The organism is Shewanella sp. GutCb (genome assembly GCF_002836135.1).
Classification (GTDB): domain Bacteria; phylum Pseudomonadota; class Gammaproteobacteria; order Enterobacterales; family Shewanellaceae; genus Shewanella.
On record NZ_PJBL01000012.1, the window covers coordinates 15,076 to 33,355 of the forward strand.

Genomic DNA, 18,280 nt, shown 5'->3' on the forward strand with positions numbered 1-18,280 from the left:
GATATACTCTGGCTTTTTTGGGCCTAAATCAAGGACACACATTTTACATGCGCGTACCCATTTTATTTGTCGCGGGGGGGATTGCCCTGCTGACTGGTTGCCAAACGTTAAGCAACCAACCGACTTCAGAAGGAATTTCAACTGCGCCAGTCGTGGCAGAAAAAGTCACCATAGAACCCGCTCAAGCTGACGTTGTTGAGGTGGTCGAAATCACTGATATCTGGCAACGGATCCGTCTCGATATGCAGATGGACATTCCAGATGAAAAGTTAATCAGACAGTACCGTGATTGGTATATCAAACATCCAGAACACTTAAAACGTATTTCAGAACGAGCTACACCGTTCATGTTCTTGATTGTGGAAGAGTTGGAAAAGCGCAACTTACCGATCGAATTGGCACTTTTGCCCATCGTTGAAAGTGCATTTGATCCTTTTGCCTACTCTCACGGTGCAGCATCTGGCTTATGGCAGTTCACCTCTCCAATGGCACGCCACTTTGGCCTGCAGATGAACTGGTGGTATGACGGTCGCCGTGATGTGCCCGCTGCAACCATTGCCGCACTTGATATGCTTGAATACTTATATGATAAGACAAGTAATAACTGGTTATATGCGATTGCCGCTTATAATACCGGTGAAGGCCGAGTCATCAACGCTGCTAAGCGCAATAAGCGCAAAGGTATACCGACTGATTTCTGGCATTTAGATTTGCCACGCGAAACAGAGCGCTATGTTCCGCAACTATTAGCGCTAGCCGATGTAATTAAGAATGCCGATAAGTATGGCATTATCTTAACCCCAATCAGCAATGAACCAAAGATTGAAATTGTTGAAATTGGCAGTCAAATTGATCTCGCGCTTGCTGCAGATCTCGCCAATATGACGACGTCCCAACTGCATAAGCTCAACCCAGGATTTAACCGCTGGGCAACCGCGCCTGAAGGCCCACACAATTTGGTGCTACCCGTTGAAAAAGCGGCGGCGTTTAAAATTGCCCTAAGCGAGACCCAAACTAGCGACAGGCTAAATTGGGAGCGTTATAAGATAAAATCAGGTGACAGCTTGGGCCTGATCGCCAAGCGTTATCGCACTACAGTGTCGGCGTTAAAATCAGTCAATAATATCAATGGCAATACCATTGTCACTGGCAAGTTTCTATTAATTCCTGTCGCAGCCAAGAATTTAGATGAGTATTTACTGTCAGCTGATCAGCGTAAAAACCGTAAGCAAAACAAGACTCGTGGGCAGCAGAAGCTAACATACAAAGTAGAATCAGGTGATTCACTTTGGAAAATAGCCAAGCAACATCAAGTTAAAATATCACAACTGGCAAGTTGGAATAGCATGGCGCCCAAAGATCCACTTCAAATTGGTCAAAAATTGGCGATTTGGACTGGAAGTCGCACGGCCAGTAAGCAAGGCTTAAGTGAAGTGATGCGTACGATTAATTATAAAGTGCGTAGCGGTGATTCATTAGCGAGAATTGCGAGCAAGTTTAACGTTAAGGTAAGCGATCTTGTGCGTTGGAACTCACTTGAGAAAAGTAAGTATATTCAGCCAGGACAAACGCTTAAATTATATGTCGATATGACAAAAGTGAGAGCATAAATAAGCTCAGCTAACTCTGAACGTTAGCACTGAGACCGTCCCCTAAGTTCGAAAAACAAAAATGCCGATAAGTTTAACTTATCGGCATTTTTGTTTACCTGGTCAATATAGATGATTCAATCTACATCTTTCATTGGCCAAATAACGATGTGATCTTCCATATAACGAATTTTGGTTTCGCAAGTCACTTTACCCGCAACTGACATTCCCGCTTCGATCATCGCGTCCTTTGAGCCTGTCTTTAACGGATGCCAAGTAGGCAAACCACGCCCTTCATTGAGACGTTTATAAGTGCAACTATCGGGTAACCAAGTTAGCATCGCCAAGTTATCGATGGTAACTTTGGTACAAGATGGAACAAAGCTGAAACGTTGCTCATAATTCTGGCAATGACCCTGTTTGGCATCTAATAGCTTACACCCGGCGTTGGTGTAATAAAGTTCCTCGGTTTCATCGTCTATCAACTTATTGAGGCAACATTTACCACAGCCATCACACAATGACTCCCACTCCGTTGTGTTCATCTGTGCTAGTGTTTTTTCATTCCAAAATGCCATCTAAAATCGTTAACTCTATTCTGCTCAAAGAGACGCTATTGTACACCAGCAATATGTTCTCTTGCACTACAGTTCAAGCCATAAAAATAGGTTTGCTTAGCTAAATTGACACTTGGCTTATATGTGGCGCATACAAAAATAGCGGCTTAAAAGCCGCTATTTTTATATTACCGTTAACTGATCGGTGGGTACTTAATTTTTTCTGAAAGATAAGTCACTGAAATGGCAAAGTAGTTCGATTTATTCCAACGTAGTAATCCGCGATAGTTATCGTATACCAAGTATTTTCGACCTTTCGCACCATCTGGCATCACCATAGAGATCATCATGTCATCTCGGTTGGGAAGATCGCTACCATTAAATCGTCTAACACCTAGCGTTTGCCATTGTGAAAATGTTTTCTTAACCGCTAAATCTGCCAGGGTATTATCAAATGTATCAGGGACTTTAACTTGTCGGCCCCACGTTTCAGACTCTTTCCAACCGGCTTGCTGCAGGTAATACGCTGCGGACGCAAACGCGTCACTGGCGTTGTTCCAAATATCTTTTTTACCATCACCGTCGCCATCTTGAGCGTAAGCTAAAAAGGAGGTGGGCATAAACTGAGTTTGCCCCATTGCCCCAGCCCAAGAACCTTTCATCTCTTCAAAGGAAAACTGCTCTTGTTCAGCGATTTTAAGCGCTGCAAAAAATTCCTTTTTGAAAAAGGCTTCTCGGCGACCTTCATAAGCTAATGAAGCTGTTACCGATAACACTGGATAATTACCGGTTAACTTGCCGAAGTTTGACTCTACTCCCCACAAAGCCACTATAAATCGAGGTTGCACGCCGTATAGCTTACCAATGCGCTCAAGCTCTACTTGATGAGTTTTGAACAAATTACGTGCTTTATCAACTTTCCACGCAGGAACCACTCTTGGAAGGTAGGTCTCTAACGTTAACTTTGTTTCCGGTTGTGCTTTATCAGAGGCTACCGCTTTCTTAAACATTTTGATTTTGGGAAAAACATCATCAATGATCTGTGTGCTAACGCCCTGCTCCACAGCTTCTTGTTTTAGCTGAGCAACATAATCGCTAAAGCTACCTCTATCGGTAGTGTTGGCATGACTTACCATCGCAGTAAAAGAGAGCATTAACCCACACGTTAATGTAAAAGCCTGTTTATTCAGTAGCATAAATACTCCCTTTGTCCTGACTAAATGCTGTTAATCAGGGTTATAACCAATATCTTTCTTATGTTGTTCTAACAAATTAATCACAGGTGGCGGTAGCTGTAAATAAAATCCTTTGGCATTTAATTCGGATTCCACTTTTTTGATATCAGCAAAACCTAAATGATCGCGCTTTACCAGCGGCAACATCATCACTAATTTAGGTACGCCAAACATCTCCATTAGAGCGGCAGGAACGCGTTCAAAATGATCACGTTTTTCAACAAAAAGATAGCTATCCGCTTTTCTTAAACTTTTATATACAGCACAGATCATATACGACTCGATTTCCAGACTATTCAACTTGCCAGCTTATGCCACACACTATAACATGGACTGTTAGGAATATAATGGATATCAGCGATACGCTGACTTTTCTAGAGAGTTATACAGGAATGCAAACACCCCGCCTCGAATTAAAAGGCTCCTCTTTTACTCTCTCTGTTCTGCATATTAATAGTCAGGATATGGCAGTTATAACAGCGGAGTTAGACAGTAAACTTGCTATTGCACCTCAGTTTTTTCTTGGTGCGCCTTTAGTGGTTAATTTAAGTGCCATTAAAACGAGTAATTTCGACTTATTAGGCTTGAAAGAAATTTTAACCAGCCGCCAGCTTATTATTGTTGGGATCACGAGTGCCTTGCCTGAAATTAACGAAATGGCTAAATCAATAGGATTAGCCATTATTAAATCAGGCAAAGCAGCTTCTAACCAACCTCAGATGCCAAAAACCACCAAAATCGTCAAACAAAACATCCGTTCAGGTCAGCAGATCTATGCTAAAAACGGTGACTTGATTGTGATAGGTGCTGTAGGCAATGGTGCAGAAGTGATAGCAGATGGCAGTATCCATATTTATGGCACGCTGCGAGGAAAAGCAATGGCTGGCGCCGCGGGTGATAGAAATGCCGTGATAATGGCGCAAAAAATTGAAGCTGAACTAGTATCGATTGCAGGTCAATACTGGTTAACTGAAAATCTTCAACAAAACGGAGCCGCTCAGAGCGGTTGTATTCGCCTAGAGGGCGAATCGCTTACGGTTGAATCATTGCCTCTGTAAGAGCGCAAATAAAAAGGAATAACAAATGGCGCAAATAATTGTTGTCACGTCAGGAAAAGGCGGTGTGGGGAAAACAACCACAAGCGCAGCTATTGCCACCGGCCTTGCATTAAAAGGTCATAAGACCGTCGTCATTGATTTTGATATCGGTCTACGTAATCTAGATTTAATTATGGGTTGTGAACGACGTGTCGTTTATGACTTCGTTAATGTCATTAACGGTGAAGCAAATCTAAACCAAGCACTGATTAAAGACAAACGTTGCCCTAAGCTATTTGTATTACCAGCATCTCAGACGCGCGATAAAGATGCGCTCACCAAAGAAGGTGTGGGCACGGTACTTAATAACTTAGCGAAAGATTTCGACTATATCATTTGTGATTCTCCGGCGGGTATTGAAACAGGTGCCATGATGGCGCTTTACTTCGCGGATATCGCCATTGTAACCACTAACCCAGAAGTAAGCTCGGTTCGAGACTCGGACCGTATTCTAGGGATGTTGCAAAGCAAGTCTAAGCGGGCTGAAGAAGGACTTGAGCCAGTAAGAGAATACCTTTTACTGACTCGATACTCCCCAGCTCGTGTCAAGACTGGCGAAATGCTCAGTGTGGAGGACGTTGAAGAGATCCTCGCCATCCCGCTATTAGGTGTTATCCCTGAATCACAAGCTGTATTAAAAGCGTCGAATTCTGGTGTACCTGTTATTATTGATACAGAGAGCGATGCTGGTATGGCCTATAGCGATGCTGTAGAGCGATTGCTTGGTGAAGAAGTGCCTTTCCGATTTATTACGGAAGAGAAGAAAGGTTTCCTGAAACGAATTTTTGGTAGCTAATTATGTCATTACTTGATTATTTTAAAACGAAGAAGACCCCGAGTACTGCTGCAACCGCCAAAGAACGTTTGCAGATCATTGTCGCCCACCAGCGTGGTGAACGCGATGCACCCGATTATTTCCCGCAAATGAAGCAGGAGATCATCGACGTTATTCGCAAATACGTAAAAGTAGGAGCCGATCAAGTGTCAGTGCAACTTGATCAAAATGACGACAACTTATCGGTATTAGAACTCAATGTAACCTTGCCAGATCAAGGATAACGAGTAAAAGGTGCAACCGGCATGTCTTGGCTATGTGACGGCGCTTTTATCGCTCCACGTTGATTTAAGGTGACCTATAAAAGTCACTTTTAGCAGATAAAAAAAGCCCGCTATATGCGGGCTTTTTTGTCAGTCTAATATTTGAGACTAAAGCTCTTGAGCAGAGCTGTAGATATAACGCAACGCTCTACAACGCAAGCGCGTTAAGTGCGTCGCTAACCACCGTTTTACGCCAGCCACTTAATACTAAAGGCAGCTTACCTTTTTTGCCATCCCATACCCATTCCAGATATTCATGGATCAATTTCTTCGAACCAAGTTGCTCAATCGGTACATCTTGCGCTTCAGCTTGTTCAGCTATGCACTGTTTAATACTCTTAAAGGCCGCTTTATAGCCCGTCTTAAGCGCTAAAACATCCAATGCTTTAGGGAGGTCGTCAAAGTTAACGTTTTCGATGATATTTAAGATATCTTTACCATGAATACGTTTTTCTTGTTCTGTAACCTCAGTCATTTTATACAGTTCATTAGACGTTTTCGGCATCTTTTTCGCCAAAGCAATCAGAGCATGATCTTTAACCACAAAGCCTAATGCTAAATCTTTAACTAACGCTCGATTTAAACGCCAACTTGCTAACGCTTTCAATACGGCTAACTGCCGAGGCAACAACTGAAATGCATTTTTAACTTTAAGATAAGCCACTTCTGGAGCGGGAGCATCAAGTCGACCTAACGTCATCCGCTCTCCATCTTCATAGACCCAATCTAATCTTCCCTGAGACTCTAGCTTTTCGACTAACTGAGGGTAAAGTTCGTACAAGTAATAGACATCATTCGCAGCGTAGCTTAATTGAGCTTCAGTTAGGGGACGTTTCAACCAATCGGTGCGAGACTCACCTTTATCCAGTTTTATATCAAGGGTTTGATCTACCAATTTGGCATAACCTAAACCATACCCCATACCACAAAGGCCTGCTGCTATTTGACTATCAAACAGACGATTAGGTTGGCAGCCACCATTATTGGCAAAGACCTCTAGATCTTCACTGCAAGAATGGAGCAGTTTGATAATATTGTCATCGGTTAACAAGCTCCAGAACAAGCTAAGGTTACTGACTGCAACGGGATCGATTAATGCTAACGTTTTACCGTCATAAGCTTGAATAAGCCCAAGGCGAGCATAATAAGTGCGAGTCCTTACAAACTCAGTGTCTATCACAAGTAACTTGGTTTCACGGTATTGCGCTACGAGCGCCGCTAAACTGGCATCATCGTCAATATATTGAAACGCTAACAAAGTCTTCTCCAAAAATCCTGAAATAACCTGAATTCGGTCTAGAAATGCTAAAACCGGCATATGCCGGCTTTAGTTTATAAAAAGTGGCGATTACCACTAATGATCAAGAGTGCTAATCGTTCTTAGCTTCATCTCTTAATTCACGACGTAGGATCTTACCTACATTCGTTTTGGGTAATTCATCTCTAAATTCTACCAGCTTAGGAATTTTATATCCCGTCAAATGTACGCGACAATGCTTGATAATGTCCTCTTTGGTTAAAGATTTATCGTTTGTCACCACAAATACTTTCACCAGCTCACCCGAAGCTTCATGCGGTACACCCACAGCGGCGACTTCGATGACTTTAGGATGTAGAGCAATAACCTCTTCAACTTCATTTGGGAATACATTAAACCCTGAAACTAAAATCATGTCTTTTTTACGATCGACAATAAAGAAAAAGCCTTTCTCGTCCATATAACCAATATCACCAGTGGCTAAGTAGCCCCCTTTATCGATGACATTAGCGGTTTCTTCAGGACGGTTCCAATAAGCCACCATCACCTGTGGACCTTTGGCAAATAGCTCTCCCGTCTCGCCTTGTGCTAACACTTTACCGTCATCATCTCTAATTTGGATGTCAGTGTTAGCCACAGGGAAACCAATAGAGCCATTGTAGCCTTCCAGATTATAAGGGCAGCATGTCACCAATGGTGAGGCTTCTGTTAGGCCATAACCCTCTAGCAAACGTGTCTTAGTGATCCCCTGCCACTTGTCTGCGACAGCACGCTGTACCGCCATGCCGCCACCAATAGACAGTTTTAAGTCCTTGAAATCGAGCTTAGTAAACGCTTCTGAGTTAACCAATGCATTAAATAGCGTGTTAACCCCTGTTAATGCCGTAAATGGATGTTTTTCAAGTTCGCTAATAAAGGCTGGTAGATCTCTTGGATTAGTGATCAGCAGGTTATTTGCGCCTTTATGCAAGAACAACAGACAGTTAACGGTTAATGCAAAAATATGATAAAGCGGTAGTGCGGTAACAACAAACTCTTTACCGTTAACCAGCAGCGCCCCATAAGAAGCATCAGCTTGAAGTAAGTTGCTCACCACGTTGCCGTGACTCAACATCGCACCTTTAGAGACACCCGTAGTGCCACCGGTGTATTGTAAAAAGGCTAAGTCCTCTTTTTTCACAACGGGTTTTACATATTGTAAACGACGCCCTTTTGAAAGGGCTTTACGCATCGAAATGGCATGTGGCAAATGGTATTTAGGCACCATCTTTTTAATATACTTAACCACAAAATTGACTAGAGTACGTTTAGGCGCACTGAGTAAGTCACCTAACCCCGTTAATATGACGCTTTCGACGGGTGTTTCAGCAACCACTTTATCTAACGTATGAGCGAAGTTAGATACAACCACAATCGCTTTAGCGCCAGAGTCCGTCAGTTGATGTTTGAGCTCACGAGGTGTGTAGAGTGGATTGACGTTAACCACAACCATACCTGCGCGTAATATGCCAAACAAAGCGATGGGATATTGCAGTAAGTTAGGCATCATAATGGCAACACGGTCGCCCTTACTTAGCTTTAACTCATTTTGCAGATAAGCCGCAAATGCTCGACTACGCTCTTCCAGTTTACGATACGTCAAGGTCGCGCCCATATTTACAAATGCGGGCTGATCTGCATATTTAGAAACCGATGTTTCAAATAGATCCACTAGCGAAGCATATTGCTCCACATCTATTTCAGAAGGTACATCGTCTGGTAGATTATCAATCCAAAGTTGGTCCACAAAAATCTCCTAATATTTCCACCTAATGGAAACAATACCTCAACGGTCGTTTGCAGCTTGCCAATAAACAAGCTAAACACTGTTAAATCTTTATATTTATAAGAAACGCCAATAAATCATACAAGCGTTTAAATTTTGATTATCATCACATAAATAAAACAAAAAACCTAGTCTCTTTTTTTGCCTTTAGCAGCCAAGAATAATTCAATTGCTAAAGCAACCTCTTTCGCATTACCCATATGAAGATGATGATCTCCCTCAAGTTCCATGACTTCAAGCTGTTTAAACCAACGTTGAGCAGTAGGTATTGCACTGTTCAGTTGGGAAAATCCCTGATGGCCCAAAACAAGTAATGTTTCGACTTCATGTTCTTGCATTAATGCGTCAACTTGGGTGTAAGCGAGTCTTAATGGGGAATCTAACTTTAAGCGGGGATCACTGCGCCAGCATACTCTAGAATCAATTTCTTTCATATTACGTTGAGTGATAATTTCGCACCATGCCACATCTAAAGCAGTAAGTTTATGGCGTGCATTGACAGCGACAGAAATATCTTTATAGGTGCTGGAATTATTTAGCTTATTTTGTCGGTAACGCTGATGTGCAACAAAGCTATTGTTGAGCCGCTGCTTGAGTTTACTCTCTTTTTCATAAAGCGGGGACAAGGCTTCAATAAGGATCAATTGACCCACTTTATTCGGAAATGCAGCCGTATAGGCTGACGCAATAATCCCTCCTAAAGAGTGTCCTAAAATCGCAACGGGTTGTTGATGTTGGGGAAGTGCATCTAACAATGCATCTAAATCGTAGAGGTAATCAATCCAGTGCAGCGGGTATTTACCTGGTCGGTGCTCAGATAATCCATGACCAGGCCAATCAATCGCCATTATTTGGTAGTTGGTTAAATAACGGCTTAACGGCAGAAAACTATTAGCGTTGTCTAACCAACCATGCAAAGCCAATATTAATGGCTTGTCCTGCGTGCCCCATACTTTCGCTGCTAACGTAATATGAGGTAATTGAATTGTTATTTCGTTTTCTTTTTCGCAGGACAGATCCATATTATAATTATTTTTTAGTGAACTTGAGCGTCATTCTATCGCTTTCACCAATGGCGAGATACTTATCTTTATCTTGATCATCAAGCGCTAAGCGCGGTGGTAATGTCCAAACTCCTTTTGCATAATCTTTTGTATCTTTAGGATTAGCATTAATTTCTGAGCTTTCAACAAATGTAAATCCCGCTTTTTTAGCCAGCGCTATCATTTCCGCTTGATCCATGTAACCCGTTTTAGCATCCATACCAGGGTTCGATCGATGTTCAACGATACCGAAAGTTCCGCCTGACTTAAGCACTTTATAAGCAGAGTCAAACACGGATTCTAAATAACCTTTCATTGCCCAGTTATGTAGATTTCTAAAGGTAAGTACTACATCGGCACTATTGTCATCTCCCAACGCATAAAAGCTAGGAGGATCGAAGGTTACCGTTGACCCATTACCTAATTTGGCTTGGTTATCTTTTAGCCATTGCTCAAACTTTTTACCGGCTTTGGCGCGATAACCATTACGTTGTTTTTCATCTTTTGGATTAGCGTCAAAATTGCCGCCAATGTAATGACCTTTATCTGCAAGGTAAGGCGCTAAGATTTCAGCATACCAACCTCCGCCAGGCCAGAGTTCAATGACGGTATCCGTTGGCTCAATCTCAAAAAATGCGATGGTTTCTTTTGGATGTCGGTAAGTATCTCTTGCGGCATTCTTACTTTGGCGGAAGTCACTACTAACAGCAGTATCTAGTGCGGTGTTTTCATGAACATGCGCAGCGGCAGTTAGACTAACAACTGATAGACCAAACGCACCGGTAAGAATAAGACTTGCAGCGAGGGTATTCATTTTCATTCGATATCTCCATATATAGGCTGGCATCAACCTAGCAGTCAATAGGTTAAAATCCAAGCCCAAGAAACAGAGATTTACACTTTGTTATATTATTTTGAGTTTCGCTTATCCGCTTGACTGTCGACTCTACGCCAGCAGAGAAATAACATGAATGCGCTGGTGACTAACCAAACAAGCACCCAAAACCATGCAGGGAGCCAGCTTTGTCCGGCTAACATATTGGCGTCACCCTGCCCTTGAAGGCCAAATAACACCGTAGGGCTAGCAAGAGCATTTAAAATCACCATTAATGCCATAATGCGTAAACTAGTGGCTAAGTATTTATTTAGCTTAAGCTTTAACGGCATTAAAAAGAGCAGTGCCAATGACACCAATATCGATATCGTCAGTAGATCTCTAGCCCAAAGTAATGTCGTTAAGATGACTCCTGCGCCTAACAAGCCAAAGCTAAAGCGGATCCCTTTAGGCCAAGTCGCAAACGTAAAAATTAAGTAGCCCCATAACGCAGCGCCAAAATAGCCCGAAAAACCAATAACCAAAGGCCATCCACCTTGGCTAAAACACAAACCAGCACCGTTAGGAAACAGCTGTATATGGCTCACAGCCCCGCCAGTGACTAGTGTTGCTAAACCATGAGACAACTCATGAAAGTAACTTTCTAACCATTTAAACGGCACACTAATAAAAGGCAGTTTAGTCACTAAAAATGCAATCAGTAGTTCGAGAAAAAAGCGACTTCGACTGGGCGTACCTGAAGAGGACTGAGCAGGAGATTCGCTTGAGTGCAGCGGAGAAGATTGAGTTGTCGGACGAATGCTAGGCATAGGTGTCTATACCCACCATTTGTTGGATCTCTTCACGCTTGGCAGCATGTTGATTAGTAAGATATTCAGCCACTGCACCGCGGTGGCCTTGAGTTTCATTTTCATACTCTACATGAGCCCCTAGCCTAGATGTTAGTGCTGCGGCATCTTCAGTATAATCATTAAACTGATAGGACTGCTGCGCTTGGATTGGCAATACAGGATCCGTGGCATCTACCGGCACCTTAGCGTGCTGGTTTATCCCTATCGACTTATTAACTTCAACTTTTGAAGGTGCAAGTTGATTTGAATTAATTTGCATCAAATCGTCCTTAATTTATAAAATAACGCCGCGAACTCTAATTTAGATACCTAGATGCTACTCTTTCCCAGGCAGTTTTTTCCACGTCACCGTATCACGTAGATAAACAGGCGTTAGCTCATCCACACTGGTGCTCAGTCCTAAAGCATGCCCTTTTTGAGCCAAAATCGCCATGAATTTGGCGTCTGGATATTTAGCTAACTCACATACTGTAAGGCCTCCCGCCAATGCCAGTAACTGCGGGTATGCTTCAAAACCCGTCCCACAGGCAGTAATCGTGTTAGCTTCATTCAAACTTAACACTACTGCTTCTGGAGCACTGACAACCTCTTCATTAACGAGAGTTGCTACGCCATCAACGTTGATATATTGTCCCCAATACACTTCACCCATACGCGCATCAATAGCCGCTAATACTTGCTTGGCACCATTTTCAATCGCAGCTTGTGCCATCGTCGCGAGCGTAGAAATACCTATCACGGGTAACGACTGACCCAAGGCTAACCCTTGAGTAATACTGGTGCAGATCCGGATCCCAGTAAAGCTGCCAGGGCCTCTGCCATAAGCAATTAAGTCAACCTCAGTCAGTTTTATATCTGCTTGTGATAACACAGACTTCACCATGGGTAATAACCTTTGGCTATGTTCGCGCGGAGCATCAGCTTGCTCGCTAAAGAGCAAACTATTGTGCGTTAGCGCGGCAGAGCATGACTCTGTACATGTATCAAGCGCAAGTATACTCAGCGGAGTTACTTCAATGTGCTGTTCTGTCATCTATTACTTACCAAACTCTATAATCGGGCTAAACACGTAAAATGTGTACCTACGTATTGCAGTAGAAACTCGCTATGACGAACTCAGAAATCAATACTAAGTCATAATCCACAGCATAGTTCACTATAAAAGAGCGAGGATTATACCTAACTCGCTCCGCAGCTTTAAGTAGAAGTGAAAAATAGTTTTATTATTACCCCTTTTTTCCAAAAAAGAGGCTGTGAGCAACGCTGAATGGCGACCACTCACTACCATTTATCAAAAGGCGCTACTGAGCCAACTCGATAAATGCAGCGGTATACATCTTAAGGTTCAGCATAAATTGATCGTAAGTGATAAATTCATGCTCGGTATGGCCCGTATATTCAACACCCGGCATAGCGGGTCCAAAACTCAGCGCATTAGGGAATAATTTGCTATTGGTTGAGCCGCCAATAGCCACTGGCTGCGGATTTTCAACACCGGTAAAATGGGCAAAAACGTCAAGTAGAGTATCAAGCTGCGGCGCGTCTTTCATCACCATTGGCTCTCCCCAATAGGTCTCCAGACCGACTAACTTAACCTGATGCTTGGCTTGCCAGTTTTCTAGGGCTGCATGTGCTTGGCTATCAAGCAGCTCAGGCGTTTTCCCCAGAGGACGGCGCAGGTTAATCATCACTTGAGTGCCCTTTTCGCCTGATTTTACAATTGTCGGCGCTAAACTCATCGGCCCCATAAAGTCATCTTGATAAGCAATATCACCAAATTGCTCAGCATAAATACCCATCCCTATCATTTCGTGAATAAAAAGTTGAGTTAACGAGGCTGTGGTTTTCGGCCACGGGTGAATGGCAAGTAACTGCGCCAAATGCGTGACAGCATTAACACCATCTTCAGGGGTTGAAGAGTGTGCGGCCTTGCCATCAGCAAAAATAAGTAAACGACTGCCTTGCTGTTCAAAACGATAATGCATCCCTTGCTGGGTTGTTGCCTGCTGTTTTAATTGATTAATCAGCTTTTGATCTGCAAAGCTAATTTCTGCTTGGGCTTGTTGAGGTACTTGACTACCAAAATAACCTCCTGAAAACTGATTAAGCGTTGGCCGCTGCGTTGTCACATTTTCATCAGTGACTTTGGGGATCACAAATTCAATTTTACTCCAGCCTTTTTCCGCGGTGACAACCGGATATTCTGCATCAATGGTGATATTAATATCCGCGGGCGTAAAAGTCGTCAAAAACGTTTTAAGTGGTGTCCAGTCAGATTCTTCAGCCAAATAAACCATCAGTTCTATGCGCCTATTAAGCTTAATGTCATGGTCTTTTATCGACTTCATCGCATACATAGCCGTGACAATGGCGCCTTTATCATCTTCTGTACCGCGGCCAATGAGTTTTCCTGGCTCTGATGTCATATCGAGTTCATAAGGGCTTTGCTGCCATAACGCTGGATTAGCCGGTTGTACATCTCCGTGGGTGATAATCCCCAGTTTATCGCTCTGCTGCCCCAGTCCGATTAAGATCACGTAGCCATGATCAACATAGTCTAAGCCTAATTGCTGGCTTAGGCTTTTAAGCTCATCTTTAAAGCCGATAAATTCTGGGTTGGTATCGGGCGTTTTGCCATTAACCGCAACAGTATTGAATTTGACCAAATTTTGCAGGCTTGTCACCATCTCGTCGGCATAATGACCAACAGCATAATCGGCAATTTGTTCAGATTGAGGTTCAACGGCAGAGGTAGGCAAACAAAATAAAGCGATAAATAGCAAAGGTAAACGTTTCATAGTCATCCATTTTATTATTATATTTCGAAAACGCGCCAAGTTTGCCATAACTTTTGCCATTAAAGTGATAAAAAGTAACCAATCAAAATATTTGTTACAAACAATACGGTTTTTTAATAGATTTAACATGTCCAACCGTGATATTTAATGACGTTAACGTCAATGCAAAGATATTGATGAAAATTAAAACAAGTAGAATCGGGGATTTAAAATATGAAGGGATCTACCCTTAAACCATTGGTTGCAGCCATTGCAATCACGCTCTCTCTTGGCGCATGCAGCAGTGCAAATAACAGCAGCGACAGCCAAATAGCACCTAATGTTGTTGCTCAGAAAATTATTGAAAACAATGCGAGCAATCCATTTTTTGCGCCATATGATACCTATTTTGGCATCCCAGATTTTTCTAAAATCAAAGCAGAACATTATTTACCGGCTTTTAAAGCTGGTATTGCACAGCATCAGGCTGAAATTCAAGCGATTATCGATAATTCAGATGCTCCCACCTTTGCAAACACTATCGAAGCGATGGAGTTTTCTGGTGAACTAACAACTAAAGTCGCCAGTGTTTTTTACAATTTAACCGGTGCCGACACTAATGAGCAGCTGCAAGCTATCTCTAAAGAAGTGTCACCAATGCTATCAGCCGCAGGCGATGACGTATTACTTAACGACGCATTGTTCCAAAAAGTTAAAGCTGTTTATGACCAACGTGACACGTTAAACCTGAATGTAGCTCAAGCAAAACTATTAGCTGATACTTATAAGTCGTTCACTCGTGGCGGCGCTAACCTAAATGATGCCGACAAAACAAAGCTACGTGCTTTAAATGATCAAATAGGCAAGTTAAGCCTAGAGTTTGGCGACAACTTACTTGCGGAAACCAACGCTTTTGAATTGGTTATCGACAGTAAAGATGATCTTTCAGGTCTACCTGAAGATGTTATCAGTATTGCCGCTCAAACAGCGACGAAACGTGGCCATGAAGGCAAATGGGTATTCACCACTTCACGTCCCTCTATCACGCCTTTTTTAACCTATGCAGATAGCCGTGAACTTCGCGAAAAGATCTACAAAGGTTATGTTGAGCGCGGTAACAACAATAACGAGCATGACAACAAAAAAATCCTAGCCAAAATGGCTGCACTTCGCGCCGAGCGCGCACAGCTCATGGGTTATAAGACTCATGCTCATTTTGTATTAGAAGAGCGCACAGCTCAGACGCCTGAAAATGTTTATGGCCTATTAAATAAAGTATGGCCAGCAGCGTTAGCTCAAGCTGAAGCTGAAGTTGCAGACATGCAGCAGTTAATTGATTCTGAAGGCGGTGATTTTAAGCTAGCAGGATGGGACTGGTGGTATTACTCAGATAAAATCCGTGTGGCTAAATATAGCTTTAACGAGCAACAAACTCGCCCTTACTTTTCACTAGAAAACACGCTTAAAGGTGTATTTTATACGGCTAACCGTCTATACGGCATTACCGTTAAAGAGCGTACAGATCTGCCAAAGTACAACGACGAAGTGCGTACTTGGGAAGTATATGACAAAGATGGCGAGATCATGGCTATTTTCATGGGCGACTATTATGTCCGTGACAGTAAGCGTGGCGGCGCTTGGATGAACTCTTATCGCCAACAGTACAACATGAATGGCGTTGACTCTAAGCCTATCATCGTCAACGTACTTAACTACCCTCGTCCCGTTGGTGATGCTCCTGCATTACTGACATTTGATGAAGCTAGTACGTTATTCCACGAATTTGGTCATGCATTGCACGGCATGTTGTCTGATGTTAAATATCGTTCACAAGCAGGGACTTCAGTGCCTCGCGACTATGTTGAGTTTCCATCTCAAGTGATGGAAAACTGGATGACACAACCTGAAGTGCTAGCGCAGTTTGCAAAGCATTACAAAACAGGTGAAGTGATCCCACAAGAGCTTGTTAAGAAAATTCAAGCGGCGAGTAAATTCAACCAAGGCTTTGCCACTGTTGAATATATGGCCGCGACCAAACTTGATCTTGATTGGCACACAGTGACCGACTTTATGCCTAAAGATGCGGCTAAGTTCGAAGCTGAATCCTTAAATAAAATGGGCCTTATCAGTGAGATTGCACCGCGTTACCGCAGTACTTATTTCTCACATATCTTCTCAGGCGGATACTCTGCGGGTTACTACAGCTACCTTTGGTCTGACATTTTAGGGGCTGATGCATTTGAAGCCTTTAAAGAGAATGGTATTTTCGATAAAGCCACTGCAGATGCCTTTAGAAATAACGTGTTATCGCAAGGTGGCAGTGAAGACCCTATGAAGCTATATAAGCAGTTCCGTGGCAAAGAAGCGGGTATTGACCCACTACTACGCAGCCGTGGTCTGCTAGCAAAATAAACCACCCACCTAGTGGTTAGCTAATTAAGTATTAGTATCAAAATCCGAGTTCTAGTCATAGTGCTCGGATTTTTTATGCTGGAGTTTTAGGATAAATGAAGCAAGCATTTTCACAGTATAAATCAACCAAGTCCTTACCCAGTTAAAGCACAACTTAGCGATAGCTAATCATCGCTATATTTATGCCTCTCCTCAAAAAATGCAACTTCTTGTATTTTTCCAGCACATTGAAGTGGGCTGATACAGATAACGTTCAGCGATTTAACATCCATCAACTATTAACATGACAACATTAGCAGTGCTTGCTGCACCAAAATATATACTCGTAAATGAACGCTTATTATCAATCTATATTTGATAATAATTCAATTATTATCCTGTTTAAAACCTCCAAATTACAGATTAATATACTGACATACCAAATGCACACTGCAATATTGGCATACCTCCAAACTTTATATAGGTACTCATTATGTCTAAAACTATTACTATTGGAGTCACCGATCTTTCATTTCATCGGGTTACAGCGGCTATCATTGCACATGTGTTATCTGATATGGGTTTTGACGTTACTCGTCGCTATGCTTCGCATCAGGCTAATTTTGAAAATCTCAAGGCTGGTGATGTTGATATGCTCTCTTCTGCCTGGTTGCCTTCAAGTCACGGAATTTATAAAGCAGATGTTGAAGAGCTTGAACCATTAATAGAATTAGGCCTGCACTATGAACCATACGCACATTGGGGGGTACCTGATTACGTACCAACCGAGGCTATATCACAAGTGAGTGATCTCCTGAAGCCTCATGTACTGTCGCGTACAATAAAACACATTCAAGGTATTAATCCAGGGGCGGGTATCTCCCGATTTTCTATCGAAATGATGGAAAAATATCACCTCAACGAAGCCGGTTATCACTTTCATACAGGATCAGAAGAAGATTGCTTTGGTGCGTTTGAACGTGCTGTTGCGAATAAGGAGTGGCTTATTGTCCCCCTCTGGAAACCGCAGTTTTTACACCATAAATTTAATATTCGAGAAATTGCCGATCCGAAAGGCTTATTAGGCACAGTTGATCGCGCTGTATTGCTGCTGCGCCAAGATCAAGCATATAAATTTACTTCAGAGCAACGAGTACAGTTGGATAACCTGTGTTTTTCCAATGAAATTATTGCCGAACTTGATTACAAAGTATCTCGGGAAGGTCAAGACATCGAAGTTGTAACACGTGAATGGCTAATGAAATAATATTACTGATACTGTTTTTACCTACGGCTATCTCAGCGGCCTTTTTAAAGGGGATAGAAGGTATTATTTTAAGCGTTATTTTTGTTTAATTCATATTTTCAAATGCCTCCCTCGCTGTAAAAGTACCTGCTCTACAATTAAGAAATAGGCCGTGGCGATGTACTACCGCCACGATGCTTACAGGTATAATTAAACGATGACACTATAGCCAAACGTCATCAACTTACTACAAATGAAAAAATCAGGAGCCGCTACGAAAGCCATTGATTATAAATAATATTAATATCAAGCATTCAGCATCTACCCATCCATCCCGATGCTGCAGATCCTCCCGTATAAAGCCAAGGAAGCCCAATAAAATATAATCCTTCAACATCATTACTGACCCTTGTATTTAGGAACAGAGTAAAATTTAGCAACACTTACAATTTAAGGCCTTTTTCGAACAAAACTCAAA

Annotated in this window: 17 protein-coding genes; 6 read left to right on the top strand and 11 right to left on the bottom strand. The window is 42.4% G+C overall.

Features of this window, described 5'->3' with window-relative positions; genetic code table 11:
* Positions 1 to 47: 47 nt before the first annotated feature.
* Positions 48 to 1,610 carry a LysM peptidoglycan-binding domain-containing protein gene (locus CXF86_RS07200; RefSeq protein WP_102038677.1) on the top strand — a complete coding sequence of 521 codons (1,563 nt, stop codon included), beginning with the start codon at positions 48 to 50 and terminating at the stop codon, positions 1,608 to 1,610.
* 116 nt (positions 1,611 to 1,726) lie between these two features.
* Here the strand turns inward: CXF86_RS07200 and CXF86_RS07205 are convergent, their stop codons facing one another.
* From CXF86_RS07205 to CXF86_RS07215, 3 genes are all read right to left on the bottom strand, one after another.
* On the bottom strand, positions 1,727 to 2,167 hold the full coding sequence (locus tag CXF86_RS07205; protein WP_101091863.1) for a YcgN family cysteine cluster protein: 441 nt from the start codon (positions 2,165 to 2,167) through the stop codon (positions 1,727 to 1,729).
* 173 nt (positions 2,168 to 2,340) lie between these two features.
* Positions 2,341 to 3,300, bottom strand: coding sequence for a lytic murein transglycosylase (locus CXF86_RS07210; protein ID WP_374702329.1), 960 nt, complete (start codon positions 3,298 to 3,300; stop codon positions 2,341 to 2,343).
* A gap of 72 nt (positions 3,301 to 3,372) precedes the next feature.
* Positions 3,373 to 3,654, bottom strand: a complete 282-nt coding sequence (locus CXF86_RS07215) for a YcgL domain-containing protein (RefSeq protein WP_101091861.1) — start codon at positions 3,652 to 3,654, stop codon at positions 3,373 to 3,375.
* Positions 3,655 to 3,773: 119 nt separating this feature from the next.
* Between CXF86_RS07215 and minC the strand changes: the two genes are divergently transcribed.
* From minC to minE, 3 genes are read left to right on the top strand one after another with little or no spacing between them, the layout of a single operon-like run.
* Positions 3,774 to 4,439, top strand: coding sequence for a septum site-determining protein MinC (gene minC, locus CXF86_RS07220; RefSeq protein WP_101091906.1), 666 nt, complete (start codon positions 3,774 to 3,776; stop codon positions 4,437 to 4,439).
* 25 nt (positions 4,440 to 4,464) lie between these two features.
* Entirely contained in the window at positions 4,465 to 5,274 is an 810-nt protein-coding gene (minD, locus tag CXF86_RS07225) for a septum site-determining protein MinD (RefSeq protein ID WP_101091860.1), read from the top strand.
* 2 nt (positions 5,275 to 5,276) lie between these two features.
* Entirely contained in the window at positions 5,277 to 5,537 is a 261-nt protein-coding gene (gene minE / locus CXF86_RS07230) for a cell division topological specificity factor MinE (protein WP_101091859.1), read from the top strand.
* A gap of 187 nt (positions 5,538 to 5,724) precedes the next feature.
* Here the strand turns inward: minE and rnd are convergent, their stop codons facing one another.
* The 8 genes from rnd to CXF86_RS07270 form a co-directional block, all read right to left on the bottom strand.
* On the bottom strand, positions 5,725 to 6,834 hold the full coding sequence (gene rnd / locus CXF86_RS07235) for a ribonuclease D (RefSeq protein ID WP_101091858.1): 1,110 nt from the start codon (positions 6,832 to 6,834) through the stop codon (positions 5,725 to 5,727).
* 112 nt (positions 6,835 to 6,946) lie between these two features.
* Positions 6,947 to 8,620, bottom strand: coding sequence for a long-chain-fatty-acid--CoA ligase FadD (fadD, locus tag CXF86_RS07240; RefSeq protein ID WP_101091857.1), 1,674 nt, complete (start codon positions 8,618 to 8,620; stop codon positions 6,947 to 6,949).
* A gap of 167 nt (positions 8,621 to 8,787) precedes the next feature.
* The gene (locus tag CXF86_RS07245) at positions 8,788 to 9,681 is read right to left on the bottom strand and encodes an alpha/beta fold hydrolase (protein WP_101091856.1); all 894 of its coding nucleotides are present in this window, start codon (positions 9,679 to 9,681) and stop codon (positions 8,788 to 8,790) included.
* A 7-nt stretch (positions 9,682 to 9,688) separates the two neighbouring features.
* Positions 9,689 to 10,522 carry a class I SAM-dependent methyltransferase gene (locus CXF86_RS07250; protein ID WP_102038678.1) on the bottom strand — a complete coding sequence of 278 codons (834 nt, stop codon included), beginning with the start codon at positions 10,520 to 10,522 and terminating at the stop codon, positions 9,689 to 9,691.
* Positions 10,523 to 10,611: 89 nt separating this feature from the next.
* Entirely contained in the window at positions 10,612 to 11,346 is a 735-nt protein-coding gene (locus tag CXF86_RS07255; protein ID WP_101091854.1) for a M50 family metallopeptidase, read from the bottom strand.
* Complete coding sequence (locus tag CXF86_RS07260; protein WP_101091853.1) at positions 11,339 to 11,647, bottom strand: hypothetical protein; 309 nt, start codon at positions 11,645 to 11,647, stop codon at positions 11,339 to 11,341. The genes CXF86_RS07255 and CXF86_RS07260 overlap by 8 nt, the downstream gene beginning before the upstream one ends.
* 57 nt (positions 11,648 to 11,704) lie before the next feature.
* Positions 11,705 to 12,421, bottom strand: a complete 717-nt coding sequence (tsaB, locus tag CXF86_RS07265; protein ID WP_101091852.1) for a tRNA (adenosine(37)-N6)-threonylcarbamoyltransferase complex dimerization subunit type 1 TsaB — start codon at positions 12,419 to 12,421, stop codon at positions 11,705 to 11,707.
* A 268-nt stretch (positions 12,422 to 12,689) separates the two neighbouring features.
* Positions 12,690 to 14,186, bottom strand: a complete 1,497-nt coding sequence (locus CXF86_RS07270) for a dipeptidase (protein ID WP_232775094.1) — start codon at positions 14,184 to 14,186, stop codon at positions 12,690 to 12,692.
* Between the two features lie 213 nt (positions 14,187 to 14,399).
* Between CXF86_RS07270 and CXF86_RS07275 the strand changes: the two genes are divergently transcribed.
* Together CXF86_RS07275 and CXF86_RS07280 are read left to right on the top strand one after the other, a co-directional pair.
* Positions 14,400 to 16,577 carry a M3 family metallopeptidase gene (locus tag CXF86_RS07275; RefSeq protein ID WP_101091851.1) on the top strand — a complete coding sequence of 726 codons (2,178 nt, stop codon included), beginning with the start codon at positions 14,400 to 14,402 and terminating at the stop codon, positions 16,575 to 16,577.
* Between the two features lie 472 nt (positions 16,578 to 17,049).
* Entirely contained in the window at positions 17,050 to 17,823 is a 774-nt protein-coding gene (locus CXF86_RS07280) for a glycine betaine ABC transporter substrate-binding protein (RefSeq protein ID WP_102038679.1), read from the top strand.
* Positions 17,824 to 18,280 lie beyond the last annotated feature (457 nt).

Excerpts from the sequence above, each read along its gene's own strand:
- CXF86_RS07200 (WP_102038677.1), top strand. The coding sequence starts at position 48 with ATGCGCGTACCCATTTTATTTGTCGCGGGGGGGATTGCCCTGCTGACT.
- CXF86_RS07205 (WP_101091863.1), bottom strand. The coding sequence starts at position 2,167 with ATGGCATTTTGGAATGAAAAAACACTAGCACAGATGAACACAACGGAG.
- CXF86_RS07210 (WP_374702329.1), bottom strand. The coding sequence starts at position 3,300 with ATGCTCTCTTTTACTGCGATGGTAAGTCATGCCAACACTACCGATAGA.
- CXF86_RS07215 (WP_101091861.1), bottom strand. The coding sequence starts at position 3,654 with ATGATCTGTGCTGTATATAAAAGTTTAAGAAAAGCGGATAGCTATCTT.
- minC (WP_101091906.1), top strand. The coding sequence starts at position 3,774 with ATGCAAACACCCCGCCTCGAATTAAAAGGCTCCTCTTTTACTCTCTCT.
- minD (WP_101091860.1), top strand. The coding sequence starts at position 4,465 with ATGGCGCAAATAATTGTTGTCACGTCAGGAAAAGGCGGTGTGGGGAAA.
- minE (WP_101091859.1), top strand. The coding sequence starts at position 5,277 with ATGTCATTACTTGATTATTTTAAAACGAAGAAGACCCCGAGTACTGCT.
- CXF86_RS07245 (WP_101091856.1), bottom strand. The coding sequence starts at position 9,681 with ATGGATCTGTCCTGCGAAAAAGAAAACGAAATAACAATTCAATTACCT.
- CXF86_RS07250 (WP_102038678.1), bottom strand. The coding sequence starts at position 10,522 with ATGAAAATGAATACCCTCGCTGCAAGTCTTATTCTTACCGGTGCGTTT.
- CXF86_RS07255 (WP_101091854.1), bottom strand. The coding sequence starts at position 11,346 with ATGCCTAGCATTCGTCCGACAACTCAATCTTCTCCGCTGCACTCAAGC.
- CXF86_RS07260 (WP_101091853.1), bottom strand. The coding sequence starts at position 11,647 with ATGCAAATTAATTCAAATCAACTTGCACCTTCAAAAGTTGAAGTTAAT.
- tsaB (WP_101091852.1), bottom strand. The coding sequence starts at position 12,421 with ATGACAGAACAGCACATTGAAGTAACTCCGCTGAGTATACTTGCGCTT.
- CXF86_RS07270 (WP_232775094.1), bottom strand. The coding sequence starts at position 14,186 with ATGAAACGTTTACCTTTGCTATTTATCGCTTTATTTTGTTTGCCTACC.
- CXF86_RS07275 (WP_101091851.1), top strand. The coding sequence starts at position 14,400 with ATGAAGGGATCTACCCTTAAACCATTGGTTGCAGCCATTGCAATCACG.
- CXF86_RS07280 (WP_102038679.1), top strand. The coding sequence starts at position 17,050 with ATGTCTAAAACTATTACTATTGGAGTCACCGATCTTTCATTTCATCGG.